We start from the raw sequence: 25,404 nt of genomic DNA on the forward strand, positions 1-25,404 counted from the left end.
ATACCAATCTATTGAACTAGGGGGATCCCATGGAAATAGGCATCAGTACCTTTGTGGAAACGACACCGGACGTAGAGACGGGTGAGGTCATCAGCCACGCGCAGCGTTTGCGCGAAGTAGTTGAGGAAATTGTACTTGCCGATCAGGTGGGGCTGGACGTATTCGGAGTAGGCGAGCATCACCGAAAGGACTATGCCGCGTCTTCGCCGGCGCTCGTACTGGCGGCGGCTGCGCCGCAGACCCGGCGAATCCGGCTCAGCAGCGCGGTCACGGTGCTGTCATCGGCCGACCCGGTGCGGGTCTTTCAGGATTTTGCCACGGTCGACGGGATTTCAAACGGACGCGCCGAAATTATGGCGGGCCGGGGGTCCTTTATCGAATCGTTCCCGCTGTTCGGATACGATCTGAACGATTACGACGAGCTGTTTGACGAGAAGCTGGAGCTGCTGCTCAAAATCCGGTCTTCCGAAAAGGTGACCTGGGAGGGCCGCCACCGGCCGGCGATTCACAACCTGGGCGTGTATCCGCGTCCGGTTCAGGATCCGCTGCCCGTCTGGATCGGCAGCGGAGGCAACCAGGAGTCGGTCATCCGTGCCGGCCTGCTGGGCCTGCCGCTGGTGCTGGCCATTATCGGAGGCAGACCGACGCAGTTTGCGCCGCTGGTGGAGCTGTACAAGCGGGCGGCTGCCCACGCGGGCCACGACGTGTCGAAGCTGGCGGTGGGCTCCCATTCGCACGGCTTTATAGCCGAGGAGACGGAGAAGGCCGCCGACCTGTTCTTCCCTTCCACCCAGTACAGCATGAATGTGCTGGGACGGGAGCGGGGCTGGGGCCATTATGACCGCAACAGCTTCGACAACGCCCGCAGCTTCGAAGGCGCCCTGTACGTCGGCGATCCGGAGACGGTCGCCCGGAAGATCATCCATCTCCGCAAGAATGTGGGCGTCACGCGCTTTATGCTGCACGTGCCGGTCGGCTCTATGCCGCATCATCTCGTGATGCGAGCTATTGAGCTGCTCGGAACCGAGGTGGCGCCGCTCGTGCGTGAGGAGATTGCGAAATGGGAAGCCGCGGGCGAGCCGAAGGAGTAAGGCCTGCAGCCGGGGGCTCGCGGGTATGCGAGAGCGGAAGGAATCACGTGGCTGGTGAACCGTGCAGCGGGCAAGTGTGCTCAGGCGTGATAGCAAGCCGCGGGCACACGGGTGCCCTGAGCAAACGGTTTAACGCAGCGCTTTAGTGCCACCAGCTGCTGCATGTACACACATTTCAATAATCACAAAAAAGAGGGGGTTTTGTCCCCCTCTTTTTTATGTGCTTAAGCAGAAGCTTGCCAGCGTGCTGGTGAAATAGATGCACTTTTCACTTAATGTGAAGCAAACGACTGATTTCGAACTGAATATGTGCAATTATTTCAGGCAGTATTTTACTCGGAGCCCGCAGAACCCTTCAATTCCTGCGCATATCCATCATTCAAGCGCACTGGCCAGGAGGTGAAGTTGATCAGTGCGTCATCCGCGTGCGTCAGCTGATCGATCGCCCCGGTCGGGACCAGGCGGGCGATGGCGGAATCGGCGATCGCCTTCCGGCAGGCCTCGACATAGCTTCCCGTATTCAGTACAGGATAAGGCCGGACGGCGCCGTTGATCCCGACCTGAAAATCCGCGATCTGCGGCGGGATCTCCGGGGTGATCCCAAGCGCATTATGCCGCTCTGCCAGCTGAATCAGCGCCTGATTGACGGCTTGCTCCCGGCTTCCCGTGTCTGCAGCGGCCAGGATACGGTCAAGAACCGGTCCCACTGCGGGGGCGGCAGCCAGGTGGGAGAAGGCTGTTCCGAACCATTTAGGGTAAGGCCAGTATGTCCGCTCCTGCAGGAAGCACATCTCCATGATCCGGCGGACCAGGGTACAGGCGATCAGAACGGAGCCACGAAGGTCGCCGGCTTCGGCTGTCCTGCCTATAAGCGGCTGCAAATTGCCGATTAAATGCCACTGGGACGCCAGCATCCAGAGCCAAATATCCTGCGGATACCATGCGAGCTGCCCGCGCATTCGGGTCAGCTCACCGGCATCGTCATGGAACACAGCGCCTGCCGTAAACTGCAGCAGATGCTGCTGCGGGAGAGACAGCCACTGCTGTGGAGTGAGCGGGTCCGGTCCCTGGATGCGGAGCTGGGATGCCAGCCAGTCCTCAAGGGTCGTCACATGGACATGGTGCTGAACCGTCCCGTTCTGCCATGAAAAAAACCGCACGGGATATCCCATAAAATCGTCCGGCAGCCCACTGTCGACGCGCATACTCACCTTTCCGACCTCGGTAGTTGAAACGAAAATCTGCAGCCTCGGTCCCCAGCTGTGATCGGTCGAGCGCGGCTGGTCATACCCCAGCACCTCGGAGCCTTCGCCGATCAAAGCCGCTGCATGCGGACATTGAATCAGTTTGCTGACGACTTCTTCATAAAACAACTGAGACAGCTGTAATCCAGGAATAAATAAACTCAAGGTTTCCCATCCTCCTGATCATCGGGGAAACACGCAGGTTGTCGGGCTAGTGATGCGTTATCCCCTTTCGTTGTTCTGCCCGGTTAACTAAGGGAGTTACCATAGACAACGCCTCCTTTAATAATTTTCCTTCGGTTTGAAGATCCGCCTTGCCGTTACTGATATCATGATGAACTCTGCGGTAATCCTTACGCTACCCCCGGAATCGTGATCGTGACCGTCGTTCCTTCGCCTTCAACGCTTTCGAAACGGATCGATCCCTGGTGATTCTCGATGATTTTGTAGCTGACCATCAGGCCGAGGCCCGTTCCCTTATCCTTCGTCGAATAGAACGGCTCGCCCAGTTTCGCCAGCTTGCTTTCCGGAATGCCGGAGCCGTTGTCGGCAAACCGCACGATGATGTTGTGGTTGTCGCTCAGGCTGGCCTGGATGTTGACCTCGCCGCCGCGCGGCATCGCTTCAATCGCATTTTTCAGCACGTTGATGAATACTTGCTTGAGCTGGTTCTCGACGCAGACCACCCTCATGCCCGGCTTCAGGTCGATGTTCATCTCTACGTTGTTCATGTTGGCCTGCGATTCCAGCAGCATGATGACGTCATGCAGGATGCGCTCCAGGTCCATTTGGACAAAATCGACCGCCTGTGGCTTCGCCAGCACCAACAGCTCGCTGACGATCTGCTCGATGCGGTTCAGCTCGTTCAGCATGATCCCTATATAAGAGTCGTTGCCCGTCTCCTTTTTGGACATCAGCTTGGTGAAGCCCTTCAGCGCGGTCAGCGGGTTGCGGATTTCGTGGGCGATGCCTGCAGCCAGCTGGCCGACGGCCGACAGCATTTCGGTTTTGCGGAGCATCTCTTCCGCCTGCTTGCGCTCGCTGATATCCTCGGACAGTTTGACGTAGTGGATGATCTCGCCCTTCTTGTTTTTAATCGGAATGAGCTTCACCGATTCCCAGTACAATTCCCCGTTCTTCTTGGTGCTGTTCAGCTCGCCTTTCCAGATACCGCAGTTTTTGGCCGTCTCCATGATCAGATCGACCGTGGGACTTCCCGCGGACGTCTTGCAAAAGGCCTTCAGGCTGTTTCCCCGCGACTCGGAAAGGCTAAATCCGGTAATTTCGGTGAACTTCGGATTCACGTACTCAATCGACCCGCCGACGTCGGTAATGACAGTTATGCTCGGGCTTTGCTCGACGGCGTAGCTGAGCTTGGTCAGCTCTTCATTAACCGCCTTGAGATCTGTGATGTTCACGAACGTCAGCACGACCCCGCTGATAAAGTTTTGCTCCGTACGGTACGGCAGGATGCGCATGCTGTACCAGGTGCCGTCCTGGCTCTGGATCTCTTTCTCAAAAGGAACGAGCGTTCGCAGCACCTGCTTCGCATCGGCCACCAGCGTATCGTATTTAAAATGGTGGGAGATGTGCTCGATCGGCCTGCCGTAATCGACCTCCAGCAGGTTGATCTCCTTCGTGATCGCCGGGGTAAAGCGGCGGATGCACATCCGTTTGTCCAGAAAAATGGTGCCGATGCGCGTGCTGACCAGAAAATTGTTCATGTCGTTGTTCACGTCGGTGAGCTCCTGGATTTTAAACTGGTATTCGGTGTTGACAGTCACCAGCTCCTCGTTCACCGACTGCAGCTCTTCGTTGGCGCTCTGCAGCTCCTCGTTCGCGGCCACCAGCTCTTCGTTCGTCGCCTGCAGCTCCTCGTTGGACGTCTCGAGCTCCTCAACGGTGGCTTGAAGGGATTCCTCCGCCATTAGGAGCGCCTGCTCCAGCTCAATGATCCGGGAGCTGACGTTGCGGTCGATTTCGAACGGCTCCAAGACCAATTGCGCCGCGGCATCCGGCTCCTCGGGGTCCATGAACAGGATGAGCACGTATTTATCGAACGATTTATTCTTTAGCGAAAACGGCCGAATGTGTAGGTCCACCACCGTTTCGCCGGCGTTGGTGGCGATGCCGAGGGAGTGGTAGACGACGCCGCGCCGCTCCTGCCGGACTTTCTGGACGGCGGCCGAAACCGCGACGGATACGTTCGGGTCGATCATTTTGTATAAATTCCAGCTGGGCTTGCCTTGGGCAAGCATGAGATAATCGTTGATCGCACCATTCAGGTGAATGACATCGTTGTTCTGGTCTACGATCATGCCGGGCGGAATATGCTCCTCGACCAGCGCTCCCTGCAGATCGTCCAGACGCTTAAGTGATGCCGGATCGCGTAAAAAAGCCGGTGGAGGGGCAGTTTTACGGTAGGACTGAGTCTGCGAAATCCGCCCTTCGAGTGAAAACAGCCGCGATTCCGTTTCGGCTTTTCCGTTCTTGTGCGAGAAAATGTTCCAGCGCCGGTCCACAAAATCGAACTGCCCTGCAAAGCGCCCGATCGTTTCGCTGGGCCCAAGGAACAGGAACCCTTCCGGATTCAGCGCAAAATGAAACAGGGACAGCACCTTCTGCTGCATCTCCGGCTGCAGGTAAATCAGCATATTCCGGCAGGTGATCAGGTCGAGATTCCGGAACGGGGGGTCCTTGATGATGTTCTGCGGAGCGAACACAACCATCTTGCGGATGTCTTTGCTCACCTGGAACATATCGTCGTCCTTAATAAAGAAGCGCTCCTGATCTTCTTCCGAAAGATGACTGATGTTGCTCTGCGTATAGATGCCTTGGCTGGCGTATTCAATCGATTCCTTGTCCAGATCGGTGGCGAAAATTTTAATCAGATAAGGTTCATCCAGCGTATCCGCAAATTTGCGCAGCAGCATCGCGATCGAGTAGGCTTCCTCCCCCGTCGAGCACCCCGCCACCCATACGCGGATTTCCTTGGAGAGGCTTTTGCGCTCGAAAATCTCCGGGAGTACCTTGTCATAAATGGTCTGGAACGCTTCTGGATCCCTGAAAAAATTGGTGACGCCGATCAGAAGATCCTTCCGCAGCGCCTGCAGCTCCTCGCGGTGTTCCTCCAGATAGGTCATGTAAGCGGCCATAGATGGGGCGTTATGAATGGCCATCCGCCGCTCGATTCGCCGCAGCACGCTGTTTCGTTTGTAATAGGTAAAGTCCACGCCGCATTCCTGGCGGATTTTCTCAAAAATGAGCTGAATGTATTGCTCGGTCGTGATGGTTTCCCGGGCCGTTGTCATGCTCTCGTACGCTGCGCCATGCACGTGCTCCATCAGCATTTCGGTCATTTCTTTCGGGGCCAGCACGACGTCGGCGTTATCGGACAGCCTTGCGCTGCTGGGCATTCCGTCAAATTTAGCCGATTGACTGTCCTGTACAATGACGAGTCCCCCGGCTTCCTTAATGTCATGTATTCCCCGTGAACCGTCGGTGCCGGTCCCGGACATAATCACGGCTACGGCTTTGGTGCCGTAGGCCATGGCAAGTGAGCGGAAAAACATATCGATCGGCAGGTGCAGGGCTGCAGGCGGAATGGAATCGGTCAGCTGCAGACGTCCTTCCACAACGGTGAGGATTTTACGAGGAGGGGTCAAATAAATATGATTCGCGTTGATTTTCATGCCGTGCTTGGCTTCGCGAATGGGCATGGAAGTGTATTTGCGCAATATCTCGTCCATCAGGCTTTTGTAATCCGGAGAAAGGTGCTGAACGACAATGAAGGCCATCCCCGTGTCTGTCGGCATTTGGTCAAAGAAAGTCTCCAATGCTTCCAGTCCGCCGGCTGATGCACCCAGACCCACCACAAAGCTGGGGTCCAAATCCTGTGTATCCTTACTCACGAGCGTCAGTTCTTGTGTCGATACCGGTGCTGCAGCTTGCAGTTCATTACGTCCATTCCCGTTCATCCGCGTCTACCCCTTCCGTTATCATTCTTGAAAAGCAATCAATCTTGATCTGCCTCAAGCCGATTTATCGCATCGGTCAGGTACTGGCCGAAGGCCCGCTTAGTGGGCTCGTCCAATTCATCCACTGTGGAAAGAGATTGCTGAAGGTATCGGAAGTTATCCGTCAGCGTACGCGTTTCCATGCCGTAAGTGTTCAGAATACCATTCAGCCAAACGGCATAATCGCTAAATACCCGTGAATCGTCAAGTTCGAGTGCCGTTTCCAGATGACGCATGTGGTGCGCATTATCATCCTTATATTTCTGCACTCCTTTTACGCGTTACCGGTCCATGAGTGACGGGGCGGCTTCGTAAATCAGCTACGTCACCCGATCGATCAATCGTTCGTATGTGCCGGCTTGTTTCATCGGGCGAAATATGGATAACTTCGTCGGCCTTATCGGCGGGTACAACGACAGTTGAGTAAACGATATACAAGCATGTTCCTCCTTGCCCCTCGGATAAGGGCTAATTTTATTATAATAAAGATCATGGGTATAATCTCCCAAAGTTTTCAAGTCTATCATTTTTTATTTGTGTTCATCGTAGAGGAACATGCCCGAGGTCGTCAAATTCGACAAAACCTGTGTTGAATCTACATCCCCTACTGATCGTATGGATGATAGTATATAAGACCTTTATATAGTTTGTGATTTATCCATATGTTTCTGTGCGGGGGGAAAAAGCGCATTATTCGGTCTGAAAATGGTATCGGGCCTCTTCGAAGAGCGAGTTTAGCCAATCTGGCGGGGGAGCCGTCTATGCGGACAGTTGAAGTTTGAAGCGCAGGGCTCCCTATAAATGGTCATATTCCCCTTTCGACTCCGGATGCAGGTGAATAGGATAAAGGAATGAAGTGGGAAGGAGGAATAGGCATGATGCTGATCCAATCACCATCGGCTGAGACGTGCAGATCGTATGTCGGCAAGCACGTTTGTGCGGTTCTTAAGGATGGTACGCAAGTGTATGGCACGATTAAGGGAGTTTCGGATCATGGACTGGAGCTCGGCGACGCTGCTCCCCGTGCGACCATTCTGTCCACGAACCCCGGAAAAGCCAGCAAGCAGCTAAGCGAGCTGCAGCAAAAAGCCAAGACATCCAGCTACCCGGGATACGGTCCTTACGGCGGCTATGGCGGCCGCTACGGTTACGGTTACCCGCCGGGATACGGGGCTTTGGCCTGGACTTCCATTGCTTTATTATTCCTGATACCGTTCCTCTTCATCTAAATAGAATAGACGATATATATACTGGCGCTTTGCCGGATGTGAACTGATCTCTGCAGACGATAGGGAATGCAGGGGTCTTTTTTTAAAAGGAAAACGGGAGACCTGTCCGTCCGCCATGGCGGGCCGAAGACCGGACGGAGTGCCTGATGGAGGCGAAAAACGTTGAAGTACTTTGATATGTTGGCTGCGTTGGGTGAAGGGGCTGCTCATCCAGGCGGCTTTGACAGCACCTTGGCACTCCTTGAGCGCGATGCCATACCGGCCGGGGCGAATATTCTGGAGGTAGGCTGCGGAACCGGGAGAACGGCCTGTCACTTGGCGAAAATGGGCTACCGGGTAACCGCTGTAGATGTACATCACGGCATGATCGGAAAAGCCCGCCGGCGTTCCGAGGCCATGGAGGTGGAGGTCGACTTCCGGATTGCGGATGCCGCCTCACTTCCGTTTGAAGCCGGCGGGTTCGATGTCGTTTTTGTCGAATCGGTTACCTTATTTGTGGACATTCCGGCTGCCTTGAAGGAATATCACCGCGTGCTCAAGGACGGCGGATTGTTATACGACCGGGAAATGGTCCGGAAGCAGGACCATCCGGGGCTGAAGGAAGCGTCGCAGGAGCTGTACGGTGCCCGGGACATTCCTTCCTTGGAAGAATGGGAGCAGCTATTGAAGCAGGCGGGTTTCCGCAGTCTGGACGCGCGGCTTCCTTCGGACCGTCTGGCTTCGCTGCAGGAGCAGGGAGTGAGTATATCCTTTGATCCATACCAAATGTTCGATATGGAGTGGCTGGACGATCCGGCAGCGCTTCAGCTGCTGCAGAGGAATCATCAGTTCTACGAAGAGTTCGGCGATGTATTGTCTTATGCGGTATGGATCGGAGGCAAGGGATTGGCGGGCGGATCAGATAGCTGAGAAGTGAGGTGAGATTCATGAAGCAGGAGTATGTTGTCGATCCTAAACAAGCCGCCCAGTTGTTGGGGCAGCCGGTTTGGGTGGTACTCAAGGATGGTACGCAGTATGTAGGCTACGTAACGGGTATTGAGAACGGGCAGGTTGTACTGTCCGCGGCCAGAGGACGGTCGAAAATGACAGGCCCGCCGACACGGGAAAAAGAAGTGCAGGTATCCGGCATCTTGAGCGCCTTGTTTGGCGGCGGCCGTCAGCCCAGTGCGCAGGGTCAGACTGCCGGCCAATCTGGAGGGCTCATGGGCATGTTCGGCCAGATTATCCCGAATATTCGGGTGGGCATGAATATGCTGCAGATGATTATGCCGCTGATGGGGGCTTTTAAAATCTAACGGGGCGAGCCGCAAGCGATCCTCCTGGGAGCTCTGTGGAACACAAGGCCATTCCGTGTGGGAATGGTCTTTTTTTGTAGTTTCGGCCAGCGGGAAGCCGAGGTAAAATGAAGGAAAAGGATGGTTGGAAGGGGTGCTTCGAGCATGGAAACCAGAGCGTGTAGGATCAAAGAAATACGAGAGTTGCAGCAGGAGTACATAAATGGGTTGTCTTCGCCGTTTGATACCTTTCTGGAGCAGTATATTCTGGCCTCGCAATTTTATATCATCCTGTCTGAAAACACGTCGATAGGATATTACGCCATTCATGATCACAGTCTGCTGACGCAGTTTTACTTGCGCCGGTCTCACCAGAGGCATGCGCAGGTTCTACTGCGGCGGGTGCTGGAAGAGCATCAGGTGAGTGAGGTGTTCGTGTCGACGGGAGATGAGCTGCTGCTCAGCTTGGCATTGGACCATGACATGGCTATCGCCAAGCAGGCCTATTTCTTTCAGGACAGCGGGTTAGACCTGACGAGTGATCCACGTTCGGACCCGGGCATGTTACGTCCCGCAGAGCTTGCCGATCTGGAGGACATTGAGCGGGTATGCGGAGACTTTCTGGGTTCTGTCGCATTACGCATCCAAAAGGGAGAGCTCTTTACCCGGTATCGGGGCAGTGAGCTGCTGGGAGTCGGCATTGTGGAGCGCTCGGCCTTGATCGACGGCACTGCCAGTATCGGCATGTTTACGAACGAGTCGTACCGCCATCAGGGTATAGGGCGAAAGATTATTTTGTGGCTGAAAGGTTGGTGCCATGCACAGGGGATTCGGCCGCTCAGCGGCTGCTGGTATTACAACGAGGCGTCCAAGAGGACACTGGAAAGCGCAGGGATGGTGACCCGGACCCGGCTGCTGAGGATGAAGGTTGTGGGGCAGGAGGGGTAAATGGAAAAACGGCCAAGGATGCTGGCCGTTTTTTTGTGTGCGTTATTCACCTTCGGAAGTGGGGTTTGGCTCTACATTTGATATGTTCACGTCGTAGGTTTCTTCTTCGGAAAGGTTGCCAGTCTCGTCTCTAAGTCCCGAGATAACCAGGCGGAATTTTCCGTTTTCGTTCAAGAGTAGCTCGTTCAGCACAGAGTCGGTGAGAGTTATAGTAAATTGCTTGGGGTCTTCGCTTAACGCAACTTTGAACTCTTCATCTTGAAGTAAATATCCGTTGTCATTACCAAACTCGCCGCTTGAAGAATAGGAGATGCTTGTAACGAGAGGGAGAACATCCATTTGGTGAAGAACTTGATCTACCGTTAAAGTGATAACGCCGTCTTGGTAAGTCGCCTCGGTAACGGAAGGTGCAAGGTCAAAATGAACCGGCAAATCAACATGACCTAACTCTTGTTGAGTTTCTTCCTCTCTACTGTAACTCTTTAGGGTAAACTGCAAATCAGCTTTTGTTGTTTCATTGGCCTCTTCGGTAGGCCTGATATGCAACCCATCTTCAGTAGGCTCAATAGAAATTACGGAAGATTCAGAGCTTACTTCCAATGTGCCTACCCGATTGTCATCTTCAAAAACTTTGAAATTGTGTTGCGTTGAATTATAGATCATATCCAAAGACTTACCGTGCCACTTTACCTGAATCCAATCGTTAATATTTCTGTCTGCACTAGAAGGATTATCGGTGAGATCTTTAAGAACAGCACCTTCCTTACCTAAAAGGAAGGAGGATTCTTCTTCATTCGTTAATGTGATCCTGGGATTATCCTGAAGCACGATTTTAGCAGACGGCGCCGACATGCGCTCTTCTTGATCTACGAAATATACTTTGTATTCTCCCGCTGTCAACGAGGATGTTTGCATTTCCGTCACCTGATTCGCGTAAAGAACTGAACTCTTAAACCGATCATCCAGTGAATCTAGATCCGCTATGCTCGTTGGAGTTGCTGCGTACGGCACCAGATACACTTTGCCTACTTTGCTGCTGATCAATTGGATCGAATCTCCAATATTTAGTGGAGACGAAGAGACCAATTTAACCGCCGGTGCTGACGTTTCCGGCTGGCTAGGCGTGCTGCCGCCATGATTCCCATTAGAGCTGCCCCCGCTATTGCCGCTGCCGCCCGATGAGGTTGGCACAGAGGTTGCCGGAGGTGTCGGAGTGGCTGGCTTTGCCGGTTCCGGCGGCGTGGTTGGAGCTGGATCCGGCTGCGAAGGCGGCGTTTGGCTGTCTATAATCTCCTTGGCGTCAAAAAAACGGCTGGCCACCAGCGCTACTTCTTCTCTTGCCGCACCGCCTTTTGGATCAAATTTGCCGTCGGTGCCTCCATTGAACAATCCGAACCCAACCGCTACGGCGACGGCATCCTTGGCATAGTCAGAAATGGAGCTCGCGTCGGAAAATTTTAAAATGGAGCCTTTCCCCTGTGAATCGATGCCCAGAGCGCGAACGAACAGGACCGCCATATCCTGGCGCGACAAATTGGAGCCGGTGCCAAAGGTTCCGTTTCCCTGCCCCTTGATCAGCCCCGCCTTGACGGCGGCCTCGACAGAAGCATAGGCATAGCTGTCTGAAGGTACGTCCGAGAAAGTCGGCGACGTTGGTGTACTGGAAACGTCCAGACCCAATGCTTTGGCAAGGATGATAGCAAAATCCTGTCTTTCAATTTTTCCGGTAGGATCAAACTTGCCGTCGCCCTTTCCATTAACGATGCCCTTTTCGACTAACTCGTTAATGGCATCCTTTGCGTAGGATCCGGCGATATCCGAGAACGGGGTGGTGACGGTTTCCGCACTAACGGCGGGTACGGCGATGGCGCTGAGCAGCGCCGCGGACGAGAGGACTTTCATCAACGTATTTCTCAACATATTTCCCCCAATTGGACATGAAATAATAACCAATAAGCCTAATCTGAATTGTAGTGATTATCAGGCGTATTTCAATCAAAATTTTCGCGGTTTGAAAACATGCCGGCAGGGCAATCCTTGAATGGACAATGGATTCAATTGTGGATTGGAATCACAGGTAAAGAGTGGGCCACCTTATAAAAGTTAGTAAATTACTTTTTATTTTTGATAATCGGAGTATAATGTTCAGTGTGAAAAATAGCACGAGCGAAAGGAGGGAGCGAAATTGGCAGATTCTTTTCCCAGCCATGACATGGAGATGATTGTGACCTGGGGGGACTGCGATGCGGCGGGAATCTCCTATTACGCCAAGGCTTTTGATTGGTTCACGAACGGGCGCATGAGATTCATGCACGTATACGGATTTCCTTACATGGAAACCTTTCATGGTAACGGCATTTCGCTGGTTTGCCTGAAGGCGGATTGTGATTATAAAAAAATGCTCCGCCCGGAGGAGCCCGTCACGGTCCGCACGTCGCTGACAGCCCTGTCACGGAGCCGGATGACGTTCAACTATCAGGTGCTGAAGCAGGACGGAAAGCTGGCGTGCGAGGGGACGACGTCCCATACGTACGTGGATGACCAGGGTCTTCCTTTTAACGTGGAGAAGCGTTTCCCGGAGTTGTGGAAACAGATCAGCAGCACATGGAGCGGCGCGTTGGCAGGCAAGCCATCGGCCCAAGCTTAATCTACAAGTAAAGACGATATATTTTGCGGCAAAAATAGAGAGGAGGTGCTTTCGGAGTGAAGGAGCGCGTAGTGATTACAGGTATGGGGGCCGTAACCCCGATCGGCATCGGCGTGCCGGCCTACTGGGACAATCTCTTGAAAGGAAACAGCGGGATCGGAAGCATTACGCGGTTTGATGCCTCGGAGCTGCCGGTCAAGATCGCAGCCGAAGTCAAAGCGTTTAACCCCACGGACTACATACCGAAAAAGTTAGCCGGACAGACCGATATTTTCATGCAGTTTGCCCTGGTGGCAGCCCAAGAGGCGCTGGCTGACAGTAAACTCGACGCGAAGCCCGAGCGGGTGGCCATCGTGCTGGGAACGGCGCTGGGAGGCATCACGACGGCAGCGGCGGCGCAGGAGCAGATGACCGGAACGGGAAGCGCCCGCGTGAGCCCGCATTTGGTTCCCAAAATCCTCGGCAACATTGCTGCCGCCCAAATTTCGATCGCATATGGCTTCAAAGGCCCGAGCTATACGGTCAACACCGCCTGCTCTTCCGGTGCGGACGCCATAGGCATGGCATCCATGCTCCTGCAATCCGGACAAGCGGATGCGGTCGTGGCCGTCGGCGCGGAATCCATCCTGTGCGGACTGATGGACGCTGGACTGGCGTCGGCCCGGGCGCTGTCGACTCGGAATGACGATCCGGCCAAAGCGAGCCGGCCGTTTGACCTCGATCGCGACGGGTTCGTGATGGGCGAGGGAGCAGGCGTGGTCATTCTGGAAAGGCTCGAATCCGCCGAGAGCCGGGGAGCCGATATTAAGGCTGAGCTGCTCGCCCACGCCAACTGCTCGGACGCCTACCACGTGACTTCGCCGGAACCTGAAGGAGCCGGGGAAGTGCGGTGTATGGAACAGGCCCTGGAACAAGCCGGGCTGACTCCGTCCGACGTGGATTATATTAACGCGCACGGAACGTCCACGCCGCTTGGCGACCGAATCGAAACCAAATCCCTGAAAGCCGTGTTTGGCGAAGGGGCGGGCCGAATCCCGGTCAGTTCGACCAAGGGGGCAACCGGCCACTTGATGGGTGCGGGCGGCGTCACGGAGCTGATTGCCTGCATTCAGGCGATCCGCGAAGGGATCGTTCCGCCGACGCTTAATCACGAGCAGCCGGATCCGGAATGCGATCTGGATTATGTGCCGAATGAGGCGAGAGCGGCGAAGGTCCGTATCGCGATGTCCAATTCTTTTGGCTTTGGTGGACAAAATACATCCCTGATCGTCGGGAAATACGAAGGAACCAATTAACGAAGCGGACGGGCAAGAAGCCCTGTTCCGCTTTTCGAAGTCTCGCAAAGGTTTAATTTTAAATATGAAGGAAGGAAGTTAGATGGGTACCATGGAACAACAATTTACCTATGATGTTCGGATGTTTAAAGATACATTTGAAAATGAGTTTACGTATATTAACGGATTTATGCGGAACGTGCACCGGTTTGCGGGGCGTCCGGCCTTGACCGATCCGGTGCGGGAGCGCACCTGGACTTACGCTGAGCTGAACGGGGAAGTAAACCGCCTCTCGCATGCCCTGCTCGGAGACGGAGTCGGCAAAAATGAGGTCATTGTGTATCAGCTGCTCAACTCGGCCGAATTCGTGTTCAGCTACCTGGCTCCGCAGAAAATCGGCGCGATCAACTGCCCGATCAACTTCAAGCTCTCCCCCGGAGAAACCGCGTTCATCCTCGATGACAGCAAGCCTGCCGTCTACATCTACGATGCGGAAATCAAGGAAACGGCCGAGCAGGCGCTGGCCATGGCCAAACACCGCCCCCGCCGGATCGTGATGGTCGATATGAACGGCAATCAAGAGGCACCTGCGGATCACATTACCTACAGCGATTATGTGCAGGACAAGCCGGAGCATAACCCGGCCATCGAGCGGCCATCCCACATTTACGATGAAATTACACGCTTGTATACCTCGGGAACCACCGGCCAGCCGAAAGGGGTTCCAATCAACAACATCAACGACATCCTGTCCGCCCACGACGTGGCGATGCATTTTCCTCTCAACCCTACCGATAAAACGATGAATATGAGCCCTTGGTTCCACCGCGGAGGCATCCATTCCGGAGGACCGACTCCATCCCTGTATGTGGGGGCCGAAATCGTCATTCTTCGATACTTCCATCCGAAAACATGCCTGGAACTCGCCGAGAAATACAACTTGACCTTCCTGATCGGGGCGCCGCCTATGCTCAAAATGCTCTATGACGCCCAGAAGAAAAACCCTGTGGACCTGTCCAAATTAAAAGGCATCGTGACGATGGGTGCGCCGCTGGAGCGGGAGGACTGCATCAAATTCCAGGAGACGCTGACGCCGAATATTTTCAATGGCTACGGCACGTCGGAAGCATTCTGGAACACGTTCCTCCGTCCTTACGATCTGCCGGAAATGGCGGGATCGGCCGGACGTTCCTGCACCGACGACGATGTCGCGGTCGTTAAGGTCTACCCGGACAGACGGGCGGAACCGGATGAGGTCGTGGCGCGCGATGGCAGTGAAGTCGGCGAGATCATCGTCAAGTCGCCGGGCAAATCCACGTATGCCTATGTGAACAACCCGAATGAGAGTGAGCGGGTCTTTTATAAAGGCTGGGTGTACATCGGGGACATGGGGACCTGGGACGAGAATGAGTTCGTGACTGTAGTCGGCCGTAAAAATGACATGATCGTCTCCTCGGGCGAAAATATTCATCCGGTGCAGATCGAGGAAATTCTGAACCAGCATCCGAAAGTGAAGGAGTCAGTCGTCGTCGGCGCGCCGGACGAGCTGCGCGGCGAATCGATCGTCGCTTACGTGATCAAGGAGGATCCGGAGCTGACAGCCAAAGAGCTGAACAAGTACTGCAGCGATCATCCGATGCTGGCCAATTACAAGAAACCGCGCTTCTACCGGTTCATTGACGAGCTGCCGTATACCGCAACCGGCAAGAAGAAGCATTTTGTCGTGAAGCAGATGGCGGTAGAAGACCAGAAGAACGGATTGTTTGAGAGACAATAAAGACGGGCAGAAAACGCTGTTTACGGTTCGTTAAAAAAATAAGATTCGGTGAAAGGGCACCCTTCAGGGGTGTCCTTTTTTTGCTGCCTTCTGCCAGCCATAAGGGAAAAGGCGAAGCTGCTTGGGTGAAGGAGAAGGTGGATGGCGGTTGGAGGTGCCGCCGAACGTCTAACCGAAATGAGGAACCATAGATACGGCTTAACTACCGGGTGCCGGCAGTAACGCAGAGAGATGCCTATTTTCTGAAGGTAAAACGGTTGTCGGCCTAACCTTTTACTCTTATAATATGGTAATACGGTAATCAGATAAAGAGTGAAAGCCACACAACAAGGAGAACGAGATGAAGCGAATAGCGATTGCAGGCAGCAGCGGAGGCAACTTGTTTAACCTCGGCGGCAAGGATCCCGAGAGACTGATCGGGGAGATCAAGGCGCAGTGTCAGAGCGCAGGCGTGGACATTGGCCTCGTGCAGTTCATTGCCGCATCCGAATCGATGGACGTCGCCAAGGACCACACCGCCGCCGTGCTGTACGGATGGAATGAGGATGAGCAGCGTCTGGCGAAGCGGTACGAAGGGACGCTGAAAGATACGAATGAGGCGGCGGCAGCAGCGGATGCGGAGCTGGCAGACCGGATCCGGGCCGGCGGCATCGACGGGCTGATCGTGATGAGCGCCGATCCGCAAGGGTCCAACCGGCAGGCGGTGCAGGCAGCAGCTGAGGCGGGCATTCCCGTCGTGGGGACCGGCGGAACATCGATGGCGATGATCAGCTCCAAGGGGGCGAACGTCATCGCCACGTCGGGCACGACCGGGACGACGAACCGGACGCGGGCTGTTTCGTTTATGACGTCCCTCTGCAAATACTGGGGGATCAAATACATCCCGGTGCTTGGAAGCGCCGGGGACAAGTCCGCCGCACCTGCGGGGAACCCGCTGCGGAGGATCAATTTGAAGGGCATCATGCAGTCCTCGCTGCCGGGCTTCATCGCCATGGCGATCGTGCTGGCGATCAGTCAGATCCCGGCGCTGAAGGGACTCAGCGAGGTATTCGACCTGATGCTCAAGGCGCTGCCGGTCGTGCTGGCGGTCGTGGCGGCCAAGCAGATTTCCGACATGGACGAGGTGTCGATTGTCGCGGGCGTCATCGCCGGGGTGCTGTCGGTGAACGGTGGCATTATCGGGGGCATTATCGGCGGGATTGGCGCCGGCCTGCTGGTGCAGTATTTATTTGTCAAATGCGTGCAGTGGAAGTTTCCGATGACGACGGTCAATATCGTGGCCGGGGGATTGGCGGGCCTCATATCCGGATTGATCATGTATTATTTGATCGCCCCGTTCGCCCTGCAGCTCGGTGAGTTCATTAAATACATCATCAATCAGGCGATTTCGTTTAATCCGATCATCGCAGGCGTGGTTGCAGGCCTACTGATCTGGCCGGCGATAATCGGCGGCGTGTATCATGCGGCGATTCTGCCGATCGTCCTGCTGGAAATGGAGAAGACCGGCAACAGCTTTCTGGGGGCCATCGACATGGTCGGCCTCGTGATGGTTTCTGCGGGAATCACCTTGGCCAACATCATCGCTCCGCGGGATCGGGGAGAGGCGGCAGTGGCCGCGCCGGGCTTTCTGATCAACATGGGCTTCGGCACCTTTGTTGAGGCGGCGTACCCGTTTATGTTCTCGAACAAGGTCGTCTTCGCGGGCGCCATCGGGGCGGCCGGCGTCGGCGGGGGACTGGTGGGACTGTTTAATGTGCGTGGAACGGCGTATGTTCCGTCCTTTATGGGGCCGTTTCTGTCGAACAACGTGGTCGGCTTTGCCGCGGCTATGCTCGTGGCGCTGATTCTGGCCATGCTGGTGACGCTGGTGGCGAACAAGGCGTGGAGGACGGGCCGAAAGTCCGAACAGAAGCCGGAAATCGGGGCGTCAGCCTAACATTCGCCGAGGATGGAACAGCGTTGTCATTTCAATGATGATCCATCGAGGAAGGTTTAACACGGAGTAGGCGATTTTCCAAGAAAGGTAAAGCAGGTAATCAGTACACTGAGCAGAAAGAAGCCCTAGATCCTTCTACAAGGAGATTAGGGCTTTCCTGTTATCCTTTTGCATCCACTTTTCTTCGTTTGGGACAAGACAGTTTAACGGTCGACAAGGTATCCAATGATTAAAACAACTACGATGAGCAGAATGATAAGCGCCAGTCTCTTTCGCAAGTCATACCATCTCCCTTGTTAATGTAATAAACAACTTCACTCTTAACCCGGTCGAAAATCAATAGACCTAATCATCACCCTATACTCTTTAGATTACACATAGATCGGTCCGACATCCATTTATTCCAAGGTGACATGGGGCCGGTCCGCTGCAACCGGTGTGGTATGATAAACAAAATAACAACCGACCCGTGGAAAGGAGGCCACTCACATGAACGAAAAGGACGCTGCCATCCTGCAGCATCTCGTCGAAGAGCAGAGCTTGACCAAAGCGGCGGAACGCCTGTACATGACGCAGCCGGCGCTGACCTACCGGATTCAGCTGCTCGAGCGGGAGTTCGGCGTGCCTCTGATCGTTAAACACGCCAAGGGCACATACTTAACGCCGGAAGGCGAAGCGTTGGCTGCGTACGCGAAGAAGACGCAGGACGAGCTCAACCATATGAAGGATTATCTCCTGAATATGCGCAGCCGGGTAAAGGGAACGCTCCGGCTCGGAGTCGCCAGTTATTACGGCCTCTACAAGCTCCCGCCGCTGCTCAAGAAGTTCAGGGACCTGTATCCCGAGGTGCAGTTCAGTGTCACCTGTGCGCTCAGCCCCGAAATTCTCGACTCGCTGATGGAGCAGGAGATTCATGTGGGCATCGTCCGCGGGGATTATCCATGGGTAGAATCCCGTTTCCTGCTGCATGATGAGCCGATTTGCCTGATCTCCAAGGAGCCGATCGATCTGGCCATCCTGCCGGAGCTGCCGCATATTCACTACAGCGAGCCGAAGGCCAAGGCCGCCCGCCAGGTGTCCTCCCATTTTGGGCAGACGATCCGGGCCTGGTGGCACGAGCATTACGACACGCCGCCCACCATCGCCATGCAGGTGGATGCGTATGAGACATGCAAGGAAATGGTCAAGCACGGGCTGGGCTATTCCATCGTGCCGGGCGTGTTTGTCTCGCCGGAGGACGGCTTGTACACGCTGGAGCTTAAGCTGAAGAACGGGGAGCCGATCCGGCGCAACACCTGGATGCTGTACCGGGAGCCATCGCTCGAGCTGGCCATCGTGGACCGGTTCGTCGATTTTATGAAAACCGAACATCCGTCTTAACGAAGTCCTGCCTGGGTATCGGGCGGGGCTTCTTTTTATCCAATCTAATGAAACGAAGCGCCTACATAAAAATTCTTTAGGTCCAGCGCGAAAAAATCTTGATTGTACATCTTCCTGCGGCTGCCCTTATTATTTAATACATATTAATGCATAAATATACGAAACGAACCAATGCCGGAACCAATGACGGCTTCATAAAACATTTATATCGACAGGGTGGGATAGCAATGAGTGCACAGCAAGGAACAGAACCAAAGCAGCAGTTGATACAGGCAGTTGACGCGCGTGACGCCATGCTGCGGGAGATTTCGCTGAAAATCCATGCCAATCCGGAGCTCAGCTTCCATGAGCATCAGGCGCAGCAGTGGCTGACCGAGCCGCTGGCCGAAGCGGGATTTACCGTAGAAAAGGGCATCTCCGGACTGGAGACTTCCTTTCGCGCAATCTGGGAAGGAGCACCGGGCGGACCGACGATCGCTCTGCTCGCCGAATATGACGCGCTGCCGGGCATCGGCCACGCCTGCGGGCATAATCTGATCGGAACAGCCGCCGTCGGAGCGGCCCTGGCGCTGAAGGATACATGCCCGGAGCTCCCGGGCAAAATCGTGGTGCTGGGCACCCCGGCCGAAGAGGAGGGCGGCGGCAAGATCATCATGTGCCAGGACGGCGTCTTCGATGATGTCGACGCGGCCATGATGGTTCATCCGCAGAACAAAACGATGGTGCTGCGCGGGGCGCTCGCCTGCGTAGACGCGACCTTTACCTTCCACGGGAAGCAGGCGCATGCCTCCTCCTCGCCGGAAAAGGGGATCAGCGCACTGGATGCGCTGGTCAACGCGTATGTGGCGATCAACTCGCTGCGGCAGTTTATGAAAGAGGACGTGCGGATACACGGCATCATTACGAAAGGCGGGGACGCGCCCAACGTCGTGACGGAACTGACCGAGGCGGTATTCATCCTCAGAGCATCCACCGTTCAGGAGCTGGAGACGGTCAGGGAAAAAGTATACCGCGCCGTCCGATGCGCGGCCGAAGGTGTCGGCGCTACCGTGGATATCGCCGAGGGATTGATTTATGCGGAGCGCAACAATAACAAGGCACTAGCCGGGCTGTTCGCCAGCAATCTGGAGGACCTCGGCATTGAAGTGAACGACCCGCCGGAGAAAGGCGGGGTCGGATCGTCGGACATCGGCAACGTCAGCCAGATGACCGCCGCGATCCACCCGTATATCCGGCTCGGGGACGCTACGACGCATACGCCGGAATTTGCCGCGCTGGCCGGTTCGGAGGAAGGCATGATCGAACTGAACCGTGCGGCCAAGGCGCTCGCGCTGACGGCTTACGATTTGTGTATCGACAAGGAAGCGCTGCGCGAGGTCCGCAGCGAATTTGAACAATGGAAAGCGCAGAGAAACGAGGGATAGACCGATGAACACCACTAATACTGCATCCCGCAAATGGTTTAAAATGCCTCATACGTATGTCATTTTGATTTTCCTGGTGCTGGTGGCCACGGCGCTCACCTACGTCATTCCGGCCGGGGAATTCGACCGAGCCGAGGACAAGGCGACAGGCAAATCCCTGGTCGTTCCCGGTTCCTACCACCAAGTGGAGGCCAGTCCGGTCAGTATCGTCAGCATACCGAAGGCGATTGTGCACGGGCTGATCGACTCGGCGGACGTCGTTTTCTTTATCCTGATTATCGGCGGCACCTTCGAAATTATTTCCTCCACGGGGACGATCGAAGCCATTACCGGCCGGGTCGCCAAAAGGTTTTCGAATAAGGGCCGCTGGGTCATCCCGATCTTTATTACACTCTTCTCGGTCGCCGGCTTCACGATGGGGATGTCGACCGAGGTCATGGTTTTCGTGCCGATCGGCATCGCCATTGCCCGGGCGCTCGGGTTTGACGCCCTGACGGGCACCGCCATGATCTCCCTCGGCGCTTCATGCGGGTTCACCGCAGGGATTCTGAACCCGTTCAATGTGGGCTTGGCGCAGGCCATCGCCCAGGTTCCGATGTTTTCGGGCGCTTGGCTGCGGATCATCCTGCTCGTGTGTCTGATTACGGTTACCAGTCTGTATATTGTCCGGTACGCCGGTAAAGTGAGAAAAAATCCGGAGCGCAGCCTTGTCCAGGATTTGGAGAAGGATGCGGACAAGCAGGAGCTCGACTTCTCCAAGCTGCCTCCAATGCAGCTCAAGCATTACTTGACCATTGCCACCGTCGTGATCGGGTTTGCTTCCCTGATTTGGGGCGTATCGAAAAAGGACTGGTGGATGGAGGAGCTCGCCGCGCTGTTTCTCACCATGGGCATCGTGTCCGGCTTCTGCGCCGGTTACGGTCCGAGCCGGATCGCCTCGGAATTCGTTAAAGGCGCCAAGTCGATTACGTACGGCGCACTGATCATCGGTTTTGCCCGGGGAATTATGGTCGTGCTGGACCAAGGCAACGTCATCGATTCGATCGTGAACGGGTTGGCCGTTGTGGTCGGCGAGCTGCCGGGATCCGTTCAAGTGCTCGGCATGTACGTGTTCCAGAACGTAATGAACGTCTTTATTACGTCCGGAACCGGGATGGCGGTAACGACGATGCCGATCATGGTGCCGCTGTCGGATATTCTGGGCGTTACCCGCCAAACGACGGTGCTCGCCTTCCAGCTTGGGGACGGAATCACGAACATGATTCTGCCGACGTCTTCGGCGCTGATGGGAAGCCTGGCCGTATCCGGCATCGCGTATCAGAAGTGGGTGAAATTTTTCTGGCCGCTGATGTGCATGTGGATCGCTATTGGGGCGATTCTGATCGTGATCGCCAACATCATCAAATACTAGCCTTGAAATTAAGCGGATCGCCGTATCTGTGCCAAGGCAAAATCTGCAAGGAATCCAATCGTACCGCCGTGCCAACCGCATGGAGGTGCGATTTTTCTTTCTTCCCATGGGTCCGGAATTGGACTAACATGAAAGGTAGCTGGAACCGCCGCAGGCAGGGTTCACCGGGCTGCACCCTGCGGGCGGGGGGTTCAATCTCAGACATCCGGGGTGTGAACATGAATGGTTTGATCGGTCTTCTCTGTTTAATATGGGGCTTCAATTGGGTTTTTATGAAGCTGGCCAACGGCGTGTTTCCGCCGGTGCTTTTTGCCGGCTACCGCTTTGCGCTCGGGGCACTCGTACTTCTGGCGGTTTGTTATTTCCGCAAGGTGCCGCTGCCCCGCTGGAAGGATTTGAAGTGGTATATCGTTTGCGGCATTTTGCAGACGATGTATTTTAACCTGGCGATCCAGATTTCGCTGGAGGATCTAAGCGCCGGTCTGACGTCGGTCCTCACGTACAGCATGCCGCTCTGGCTGACGCTGATGGCCCATTTTTGGCTTCCGGGAGAAAAGCTGCGTTTACGCAAGCTCGCCGGCATTATGATCGGCATCATCGGACTCTTCATCGCCATGGATGCCCACTGGGGAGGCAGCACAGGAGCGCTGCTGCTCGCAGTGTCCTCAGGTCTGTCCTGGGCGTTGTCCAACCTTCTCATCAAACGCAAGCTTGCGGGCAGCGACATGCTCCAGTTTACGACCTGGCAGATGGTGGCCGGCGCAGCGGGACTGCTGCTGTACTCGGTGATCTTCGAGCACGGGACGAGCCACTGGGGCGTCATGCCGGCCGTGTACGTCGTGTTCTCGGGCGTCGTCGGCTCGGCGCTGGCGTTTGTGATGTGGTCGTACATTTTGTCCAAAGTGGAGGCCAGCAAAGCCTCGATTTCGCTGTTATTGGTGCCTGTCGTCGGGGTCGTCTGCGGATGCCTGTTCTTGAAGGAAAGCCTGAACCCCGTTATGGCGGTTGGCATTGTGCTTGTGCTGCTGGGGATCTGGCTCGTGAACGGGGGCGGGAAGCCGAAGGCGGAAACATCGGCGGAAAGCTAGGACCCGGGAGCAAAGAATATGAACATGGGCTGCACAATGTCTCAAGACTCAAGACGTGCCGCTGAATACTCACTTTATCGTAAAAGGGGAAATGAACTGATGAAATACCGTTACCTCGGCCATACCGGACTGGAAGTATCCGTCCTGGGACTAGGCACGAACGCCTTCGGAAAGCGGGCGGATCAGGATACCTCCATCCGGATCATCCACCACGCGCTGGATCGCGGGGTGAACTTTATCGACACCGCCAATATTTATGCCGGAACCGAGTCGGAGCGCATCATCGGCCTGGCGCTGGAAGGCAGACGGCAGGAGGCGGTGCTTGCCACCAAGGCCGGGCTGGTCATGGGGCAGGGCCCTAACGGCCGTGGTTCTTCCCGGTATCATCTGATGCAGGAGCTGGAGAACAGCCTGAAACGGCTGCGGACGGATTACGTCGACCTGTACCAGATTCATACGTTTGACCCGCATACCCCGCTGGAAGAAACACTTCGGACACTGGACGATATGGTCCGCTCCGGCAAAGTCCGCTACATCGGCGCGTCCAATTATGCCGCCTGGGAGCTGATGAAGGCGATCGGCATCAGCGAAGCCAAAGGGCTGAACCGGTTCGTGTCCACACAGGTCAGCTACTCGCTTGCAGACCGGACATCGGAACGGGAGCTGGTCCCGATGTGCCTGGATCAAGGCGTCGGCATCATCCCTTATTTTCCGCTGGCCGGAGGCATCCTCACCGGAAAATATTCGCTGGAGAACCGGGCGCCGGAGCAATCCCGGGCCGATACCGATCCGAACTTCAGCCGGTTTGTCATAGACCGCAACATCCGGCTTGGCCAAGAGGTTGGACGGGTGGCTGCCGGTCTGGAATTAGCGCCAAGCAGCTTGTCACTGGCCTGGCTGATGGGACGTCCGGCGGTTTCGACCGTCATCGTCGGGGCGACGCGCACAAGCCAGCTGGAAGACAACCTGCGCAGTGTAGAAATGACACTGAGCGCGGAAACAATCCAAGAACTGAACCGCATCAGCGAGCCGTTCCGAAATGGTGAGCCGTTCGCCACTTACCGTTTGTCCTGAGCCATAGACATGAACACATGCCCAGGCCCCCGCATAGCATATAGCACAATTGCAGCAGGGGAAGGGTGTGACCGGTATGGTCATTCATTTAACGGCCTTACACTATGTGTACTTGGCGTTTATCGTGTTCATTATGGCGCTGCTGATCAAGCGGCGGGACACGACGATGATCTGCGTGGCAGGCATCTTCGTGCTCGGATGGCTGGCGACCGAGACGCTGAGCGGCTCGGTGTCGGGCGTCTTTAATTCTTTTATTTATGCGACCAAAGAGCTGATGGGCACCATCATGATCATTTCGATTATCGTGGCGATGAGCCGGGTGTTGATCCGCACCGGCATTAACGAGACGATGGTTGCTCCGCTGACGCGGTTCATCCGGACACCGGCGGTCGCCTTCTGGGGAATCGGACTGATCATGCTGGTCACGTCCTTGTTTTTCTGGCCGTCGCCGGCGGTCGCGCTGATCGGGGCGGTGCTGCTTCCGGTCGCGACCCGCGTTGGGCTGCCCGCCCTGGGCGCGGCCATCGCGATGAACCTGTTCGGGCACGGCATCGCGCTCTCCGGGGACTATATTATTCAGGGCGCGCCCAAGCTGACTGCCGATGCGGCGGGACTTCATGTATCACAGGTCATGGAAGCGAGCGTTCCGCTCGTCATCGTGATGGGCCTGGTGACAACCGTGACGGCCTACTGGATGATGCGAAGGGACATGAAGAACGGCACGTGGCGGGACGGTCTGGTCACCGGGTCCGGCGGGGCGGGTGCCCTTGCGGGCGAAGGCGGGGGAGCGGAAGAATCGGCAGCGCCGCTCTCTCCACGCGTTAGGGTATGGCTGGCCGTCATCATCCCGGTGTTGTTCCTGATCGACGTAGCCGCCATGTTTGTGCTGAAGCTGCAGGGAGGAGACGCCACGGCGCTCGTAGGCGGCACGGCCGTACTGATCCTGATCACGGTGACGCTGCTTGCCCACCGGAACCAAGGGCTTGAAAAGGTGACCTCTTACCTGATCGACGGCTTCACCTTCGGTTTTAAAGTATTCGGTCCGGTCATTCCGATCGCCGCTTTTTTCTACTTGGGCGATGCGGCGTTTACCGACCTCTTCGGCAAGGTGCTGCCGGACTCCTCGAACGGCATCGTCAACGATCTGGGCGCCGCCCTGGCGCATGTGGTGCCGCTGAACGGAGCGGTGGGCGCCGTCACGCTGACGATCACCGGGGCCATCACCGGACTCGACGGCTCCGGTTTCTCCGGCATTTCGCTCGCCGGCTCGATCGCCCAGCTGTTCGCGGCCGCCACGCATGCCAATGCAGCCACACTTACGGCCCTCGGGCAGGTGGCGGCGATCTGGGTCGGCGGAGGCACGCTGATCCCTTGGGCGCTGATTCCCGCCGCGGCCATTTGCGGCGTCAGCCCGTTCGAGCTCGCGAGACGGAACCTGAAGCCCGTGCTGATCGGGCTGGCGGTGACCACGGCCGTGGCGATCTTTTTGGTATAGCCGGGCTTCGATGATTCCTGCCATCTCTATCCATTACACAAGGCCTTCCTAAAACGGAAGGCTTTTTTGTTGTTTCATGCCCTGCGGCGGTTTAAA

At 55.8% G+C, this 25,404-nt stretch carries 19 protein-coding genes; 15 read left to right on the forward strand and 4 right to left on the reverse strand.

From position 1 onward, the window contains the following. Positions 1-29 precede the first annotated feature (29 nt). Positions 30-1,091: an LLM class flavin-dependent oxidoreductase gene (locus ABID47_RS22195; RefSeq protein WP_152399807.1), complete on the forward strand. Its 1,062-nt coding sequence runs from the start codon at positions 30-32 to the stop codon at positions 1,089-1,091. 332 nt (positions 1,092-1,423) lie between these two features. On the opposite strand, the gene ABID47_RS22200 is transcribed toward ABID47_RS22195, so the two are convergent. The 3 genes from ABID47_RS22200 to ABID47_RS22210 all read right to left on the reverse strand — a co-directional run bounded on the left by ABID47_RS22200 (position 1,424) and on the right by ABID47_RS22210 (position 6,587). Then, positions 1,424-2,500, reverse strand: coding sequence for a DUF4037 domain-containing protein (locus ABID47_RS22200; protein WP_354499952.1), 1,077 nt, complete (start codon positions 2,498-2,500; stop codon positions 1,424-1,426). A gap of 188 nt (positions 2,501-2,688) precedes the next feature. Further along, on the reverse strand, positions 2,689-6,312 hold the full coding sequence (locus ABID47_RS22205) for a CheR family methyltransferase (RefSeq protein WP_354499954.1): 3,624 nt from the start codon (positions 6,310-6,312) through the stop codon (positions 2,689-2,691). A 38-nt stretch (positions 6,313-6,350) separates the two neighbouring features. Then, positions 6,351-6,587, reverse strand: a complete 237-nt coding sequence (locus ABID47_RS22210) for a hypothetical protein (RefSeq protein WP_354499956.1) — start codon at positions 6,585-6,587, stop codon at positions 6,351-6,353. Positions 6,588-7,226: 639 nt separating this feature from the next. Here ABID47_RS22210 and ABID47_RS22215 point away from each other — a divergent pair. The 4 genes from ABID47_RS22215 to ABID47_RS22230 all read left to right on the forward strand — a co-directional run bounded on the left by ABID47_RS22215 (position 7,227) and on the right by ABID47_RS22230 (position 9,802). Then, on the forward strand, positions 7,227-7,580 hold the full coding sequence (locus ABID47_RS22215; protein WP_244867613.1) for a hypothetical protein: 354 nt from the start codon (positions 7,227-7,229) through the stop codon (positions 7,578-7,580). Positions 7,581-7,742: 162 nt separating this feature from the next. Beyond that, positions 7,743-8,489, forward strand: coding sequence for a class I SAM-dependent methyltransferase (locus tag ABID47_RS22220; RefSeq protein ID WP_152399812.1), 747 nt, complete (start codon positions 7,743-7,745; stop codon positions 8,487-8,489). Between the two features lie 17 nt (positions 8,490-8,506). Next, the gene (locus tag ABID47_RS22225) at positions 8,507-8,875 is read left to right on the forward strand and encodes an LSm family protein (protein WP_354499960.1); all 369 of its coding nucleotides are present in this window, start codon (positions 8,507-8,509) and stop codon (positions 8,873-8,875) included. 144 nt (positions 8,876-9,019) lie between these two features. After that, entirely contained in the window at positions 9,020-9,802 is a 783-nt protein-coding gene (locus ABID47_RS22230) for a GNAT family N-acetyltransferase (protein WP_354499962.1), read from the forward strand. Positions 9,803-9,844: 42 nt separating this feature from the next. Here ABID47_RS22230 and ABID47_RS22235 read toward each other — a convergent pair whose 3' ends face one another. Then, on the reverse strand, positions 9,845-11,722 hold the full coding sequence (locus ABID47_RS22235; protein ID WP_354499964.1) for an S-layer homology domain-containing protein: 1,878 nt from the start codon (positions 11,720-11,722) through the stop codon (positions 9,845-9,847). Positions 11,723-11,987: 265 nt separating this feature from the next. On the opposite strand from ABID47_RS22235, the gene ABID47_RS22240 reads away from it, so the two are divergent. The 10 genes from ABID47_RS22240 to ABID47_RS22285 all read left to right on the forward strand — a co-directional run bounded on the left by ABID47_RS22240 (position 11,988) and on the right by ABID47_RS22285 (position 25,308). Next, positions 11,988-12,449 carry an acyl-CoA thioesterase gene (locus ABID47_RS22240; RefSeq protein WP_354499966.1) on the forward strand — a complete coding sequence of 154 codons (462 nt, stop codon included), beginning with the start codon at positions 11,988-11,990 and terminating at the stop codon, positions 12,447-12,449. Between the two features lie 56 nt (positions 12,450-12,505). Next, a complete protein-coding gene (fabF, locus tag ABID47_RS22245) occupies positions 12,506-13,744 on the forward strand; it encodes a beta-ketoacyl-ACP synthase II (protein WP_354499968.1) in 1,239 nt (412 codons plus the stop codon). Positions 13,745-13,826: 82 nt separating this feature from the next. Next, entirely contained in the window at positions 13,827-15,500 is a 1,674-nt protein-coding gene (locus ABID47_RS22250) for a class I adenylate-forming enzyme family protein (RefSeq protein WP_354499970.1), read from the forward strand. 340 nt (positions 15,501-15,840) lie between these two features. After that, the gene (locus ABID47_RS22255; protein WP_354499972.1) at positions 15,841-17,436 is read left to right on the forward strand and encodes a PTS sugar transporter; all 1,596 of its coding nucleotides are present in this window, start codon (positions 15,841-15,843) and stop codon (positions 17,434-17,436) included. 489 nt (positions 17,437-17,925) lie between these two features. Beyond that, a complete protein-coding gene (locus tag ABID47_RS22260) occupies positions 17,926-18,816 on the forward strand; it encodes a LysR family transcriptional regulator (RefSeq protein WP_089549570.1) in 891 nt (296 codons plus the stop codon). Between the two features lie 227 nt (positions 18,817-19,043). Further along, on the forward strand, positions 19,044-20,240 hold the full coding sequence (locus ABID47_RS22265; RefSeq protein ID WP_354499974.1) for a M20 family metallopeptidase: 1,197 nt from the start codon (positions 19,044-19,046) through the stop codon (positions 20,238-20,240). A gap of 4 nt (positions 20,241-20,244) precedes the next feature. Continuing rightward, positions 20,245-21,651 carry a YfcC family protein gene (locus tag ABID47_RS22270; protein WP_354499976.1) on the forward strand — a complete coding sequence of 469 codons (1,407 nt, stop codon included), beginning with the start codon at positions 20,245-20,247 and terminating at the stop codon, positions 21,649-21,651. A gap of 218 nt (positions 21,652-21,869) precedes the next feature. Then, positions 21,870-22,739: a DMT family transporter gene (locus ABID47_RS22275; protein WP_354499978.1), complete on the forward strand. Its 870-nt coding sequence runs from the start codon at positions 21,870-21,872 to the stop codon at positions 22,737-22,739. A 99-nt stretch (positions 22,740-22,838) separates the two neighbouring features. Further along, a complete protein-coding gene (locus ABID47_RS22280) occupies positions 22,839-23,813 on the forward strand; it encodes an aldo/keto reductase (RefSeq protein ID WP_354499981.1) in 975 nt (324 codons plus the stop codon). 76 nt (positions 23,814-23,889) lie between these two features. Next, positions 23,890-25,308, forward strand: a complete 1,419-nt coding sequence (locus ABID47_RS22285) for a hypothetical protein (RefSeq protein ID WP_354499983.1) — start codon at positions 23,890-23,892, stop codon at positions 25,306-25,308. The last annotated feature ends 96 nt before the right edge of the window (positions 25,309-25,404 follow it).

This window comes from Paenibacillus favisporus, assembly GCF_040545415.1.
GTDB classification, from domain to species: domain Bacteria; phylum Bacillota; class Bacilli; order Paenibacillales; family Paenibacillaceae; genus Paenibacillus_AQ; species Paenibacillus_AQ favisporus.

Coding starts and splice junctions, on each gene's coding strand:
- ABID47_RS22275 (WP_354499978.1), top strand. CDS start 21,870: ATGAATGGTTTGATCGGTCTTCTCTGTTTAATATGGGGCTTCAATTGG.
- ABID47_RS22235 (WP_354499964.1), bottom strand. CDS start 11,722: ATGTTGAGAAATACGTTGATGAAAGTCCTCTCGTCCGCGGCGCTGCTC.
- ABID47_RS22270 (WP_354499976.1), top strand. CDS start 20,245: ATGAACACCACTAATACTGCATCCCGCAAATGGTTTAAAATGCCTCAT.
- ABID47_RS22230 (WP_354499962.1), top strand. CDS start 9,020: ATGGAAACCAGAGCGTGTAGGATCAAAGAAATACGAGAGTTGCAGCAG.
- ABID47_RS22215 (WP_244867613.1), top strand. CDS start 7,227: ATGATGCTGATCCAATCACCATCGGCTGAGACGTGCAGATCGTATGTC.
- ABID47_RS22205 (WP_354499954.1), bottom strand. CDS start 6,312: ATGAACGGGAATGGACGTAATGAACTGCAAGCTGCAGCACCGGTATCG.
- ABID47_RS22195 (WP_152399807.1), top strand. CDS start 30: ATGGAAATAGGCATCAGTACCTTTGTGGAAACGACACCGGACGTAGAG.
- ABID47_RS22210 (WP_354499956.1), bottom strand. CDS start 6,587: ATGCGTCATCTGGAAACGGCACTCGAACTTGACGATTCACGGGTATTT.
- ABID47_RS22260 (WP_089549570.1), top strand. CDS start 17,926: ATGAACGAAAAGGACGCTGCCATCCTGCAGCATCTCGTCGAAGAGCAG.
- ABID47_RS22285 (WP_354499983.1), top strand. CDS start 23,890: ATGGTCATTCATTTAACGGCCTTACACTATGTGTACTTGGCGTTTATC.
- ABID47_RS22225 (WP_354499960.1), top strand. CDS start 8,507: ATGAAGCAGGAGTATGTTGTCGATCCTAAACAAGCCGCCCAGTTGTTG.
- ABID47_RS22280 (WP_354499981.1), top strand. CDS start 22,839: ATGAAATACCGTTACCTCGGCCATACCGGACTGGAAGTATCCGTCCTG.
- ABID47_RS22250 (WP_354499970.1), top strand. CDS start 13,827: ATGGGTACCATGGAACAACAATTTACCTATGATGTTCGGATGTTTAAA.
- ABID47_RS22255 (WP_354499972.1), top strand. CDS start 15,841: ATGAAGCGAATAGCGATTGCAGGCAGCAGCGGAGGCAACTTGTTTAAC.
- ABID47_RS22265 (WP_354499974.1), top strand. CDS start 19,044: ATGAGTGCACAGCAAGGAACAGAACCAAAGCAGCAGTTGATACAGGCA.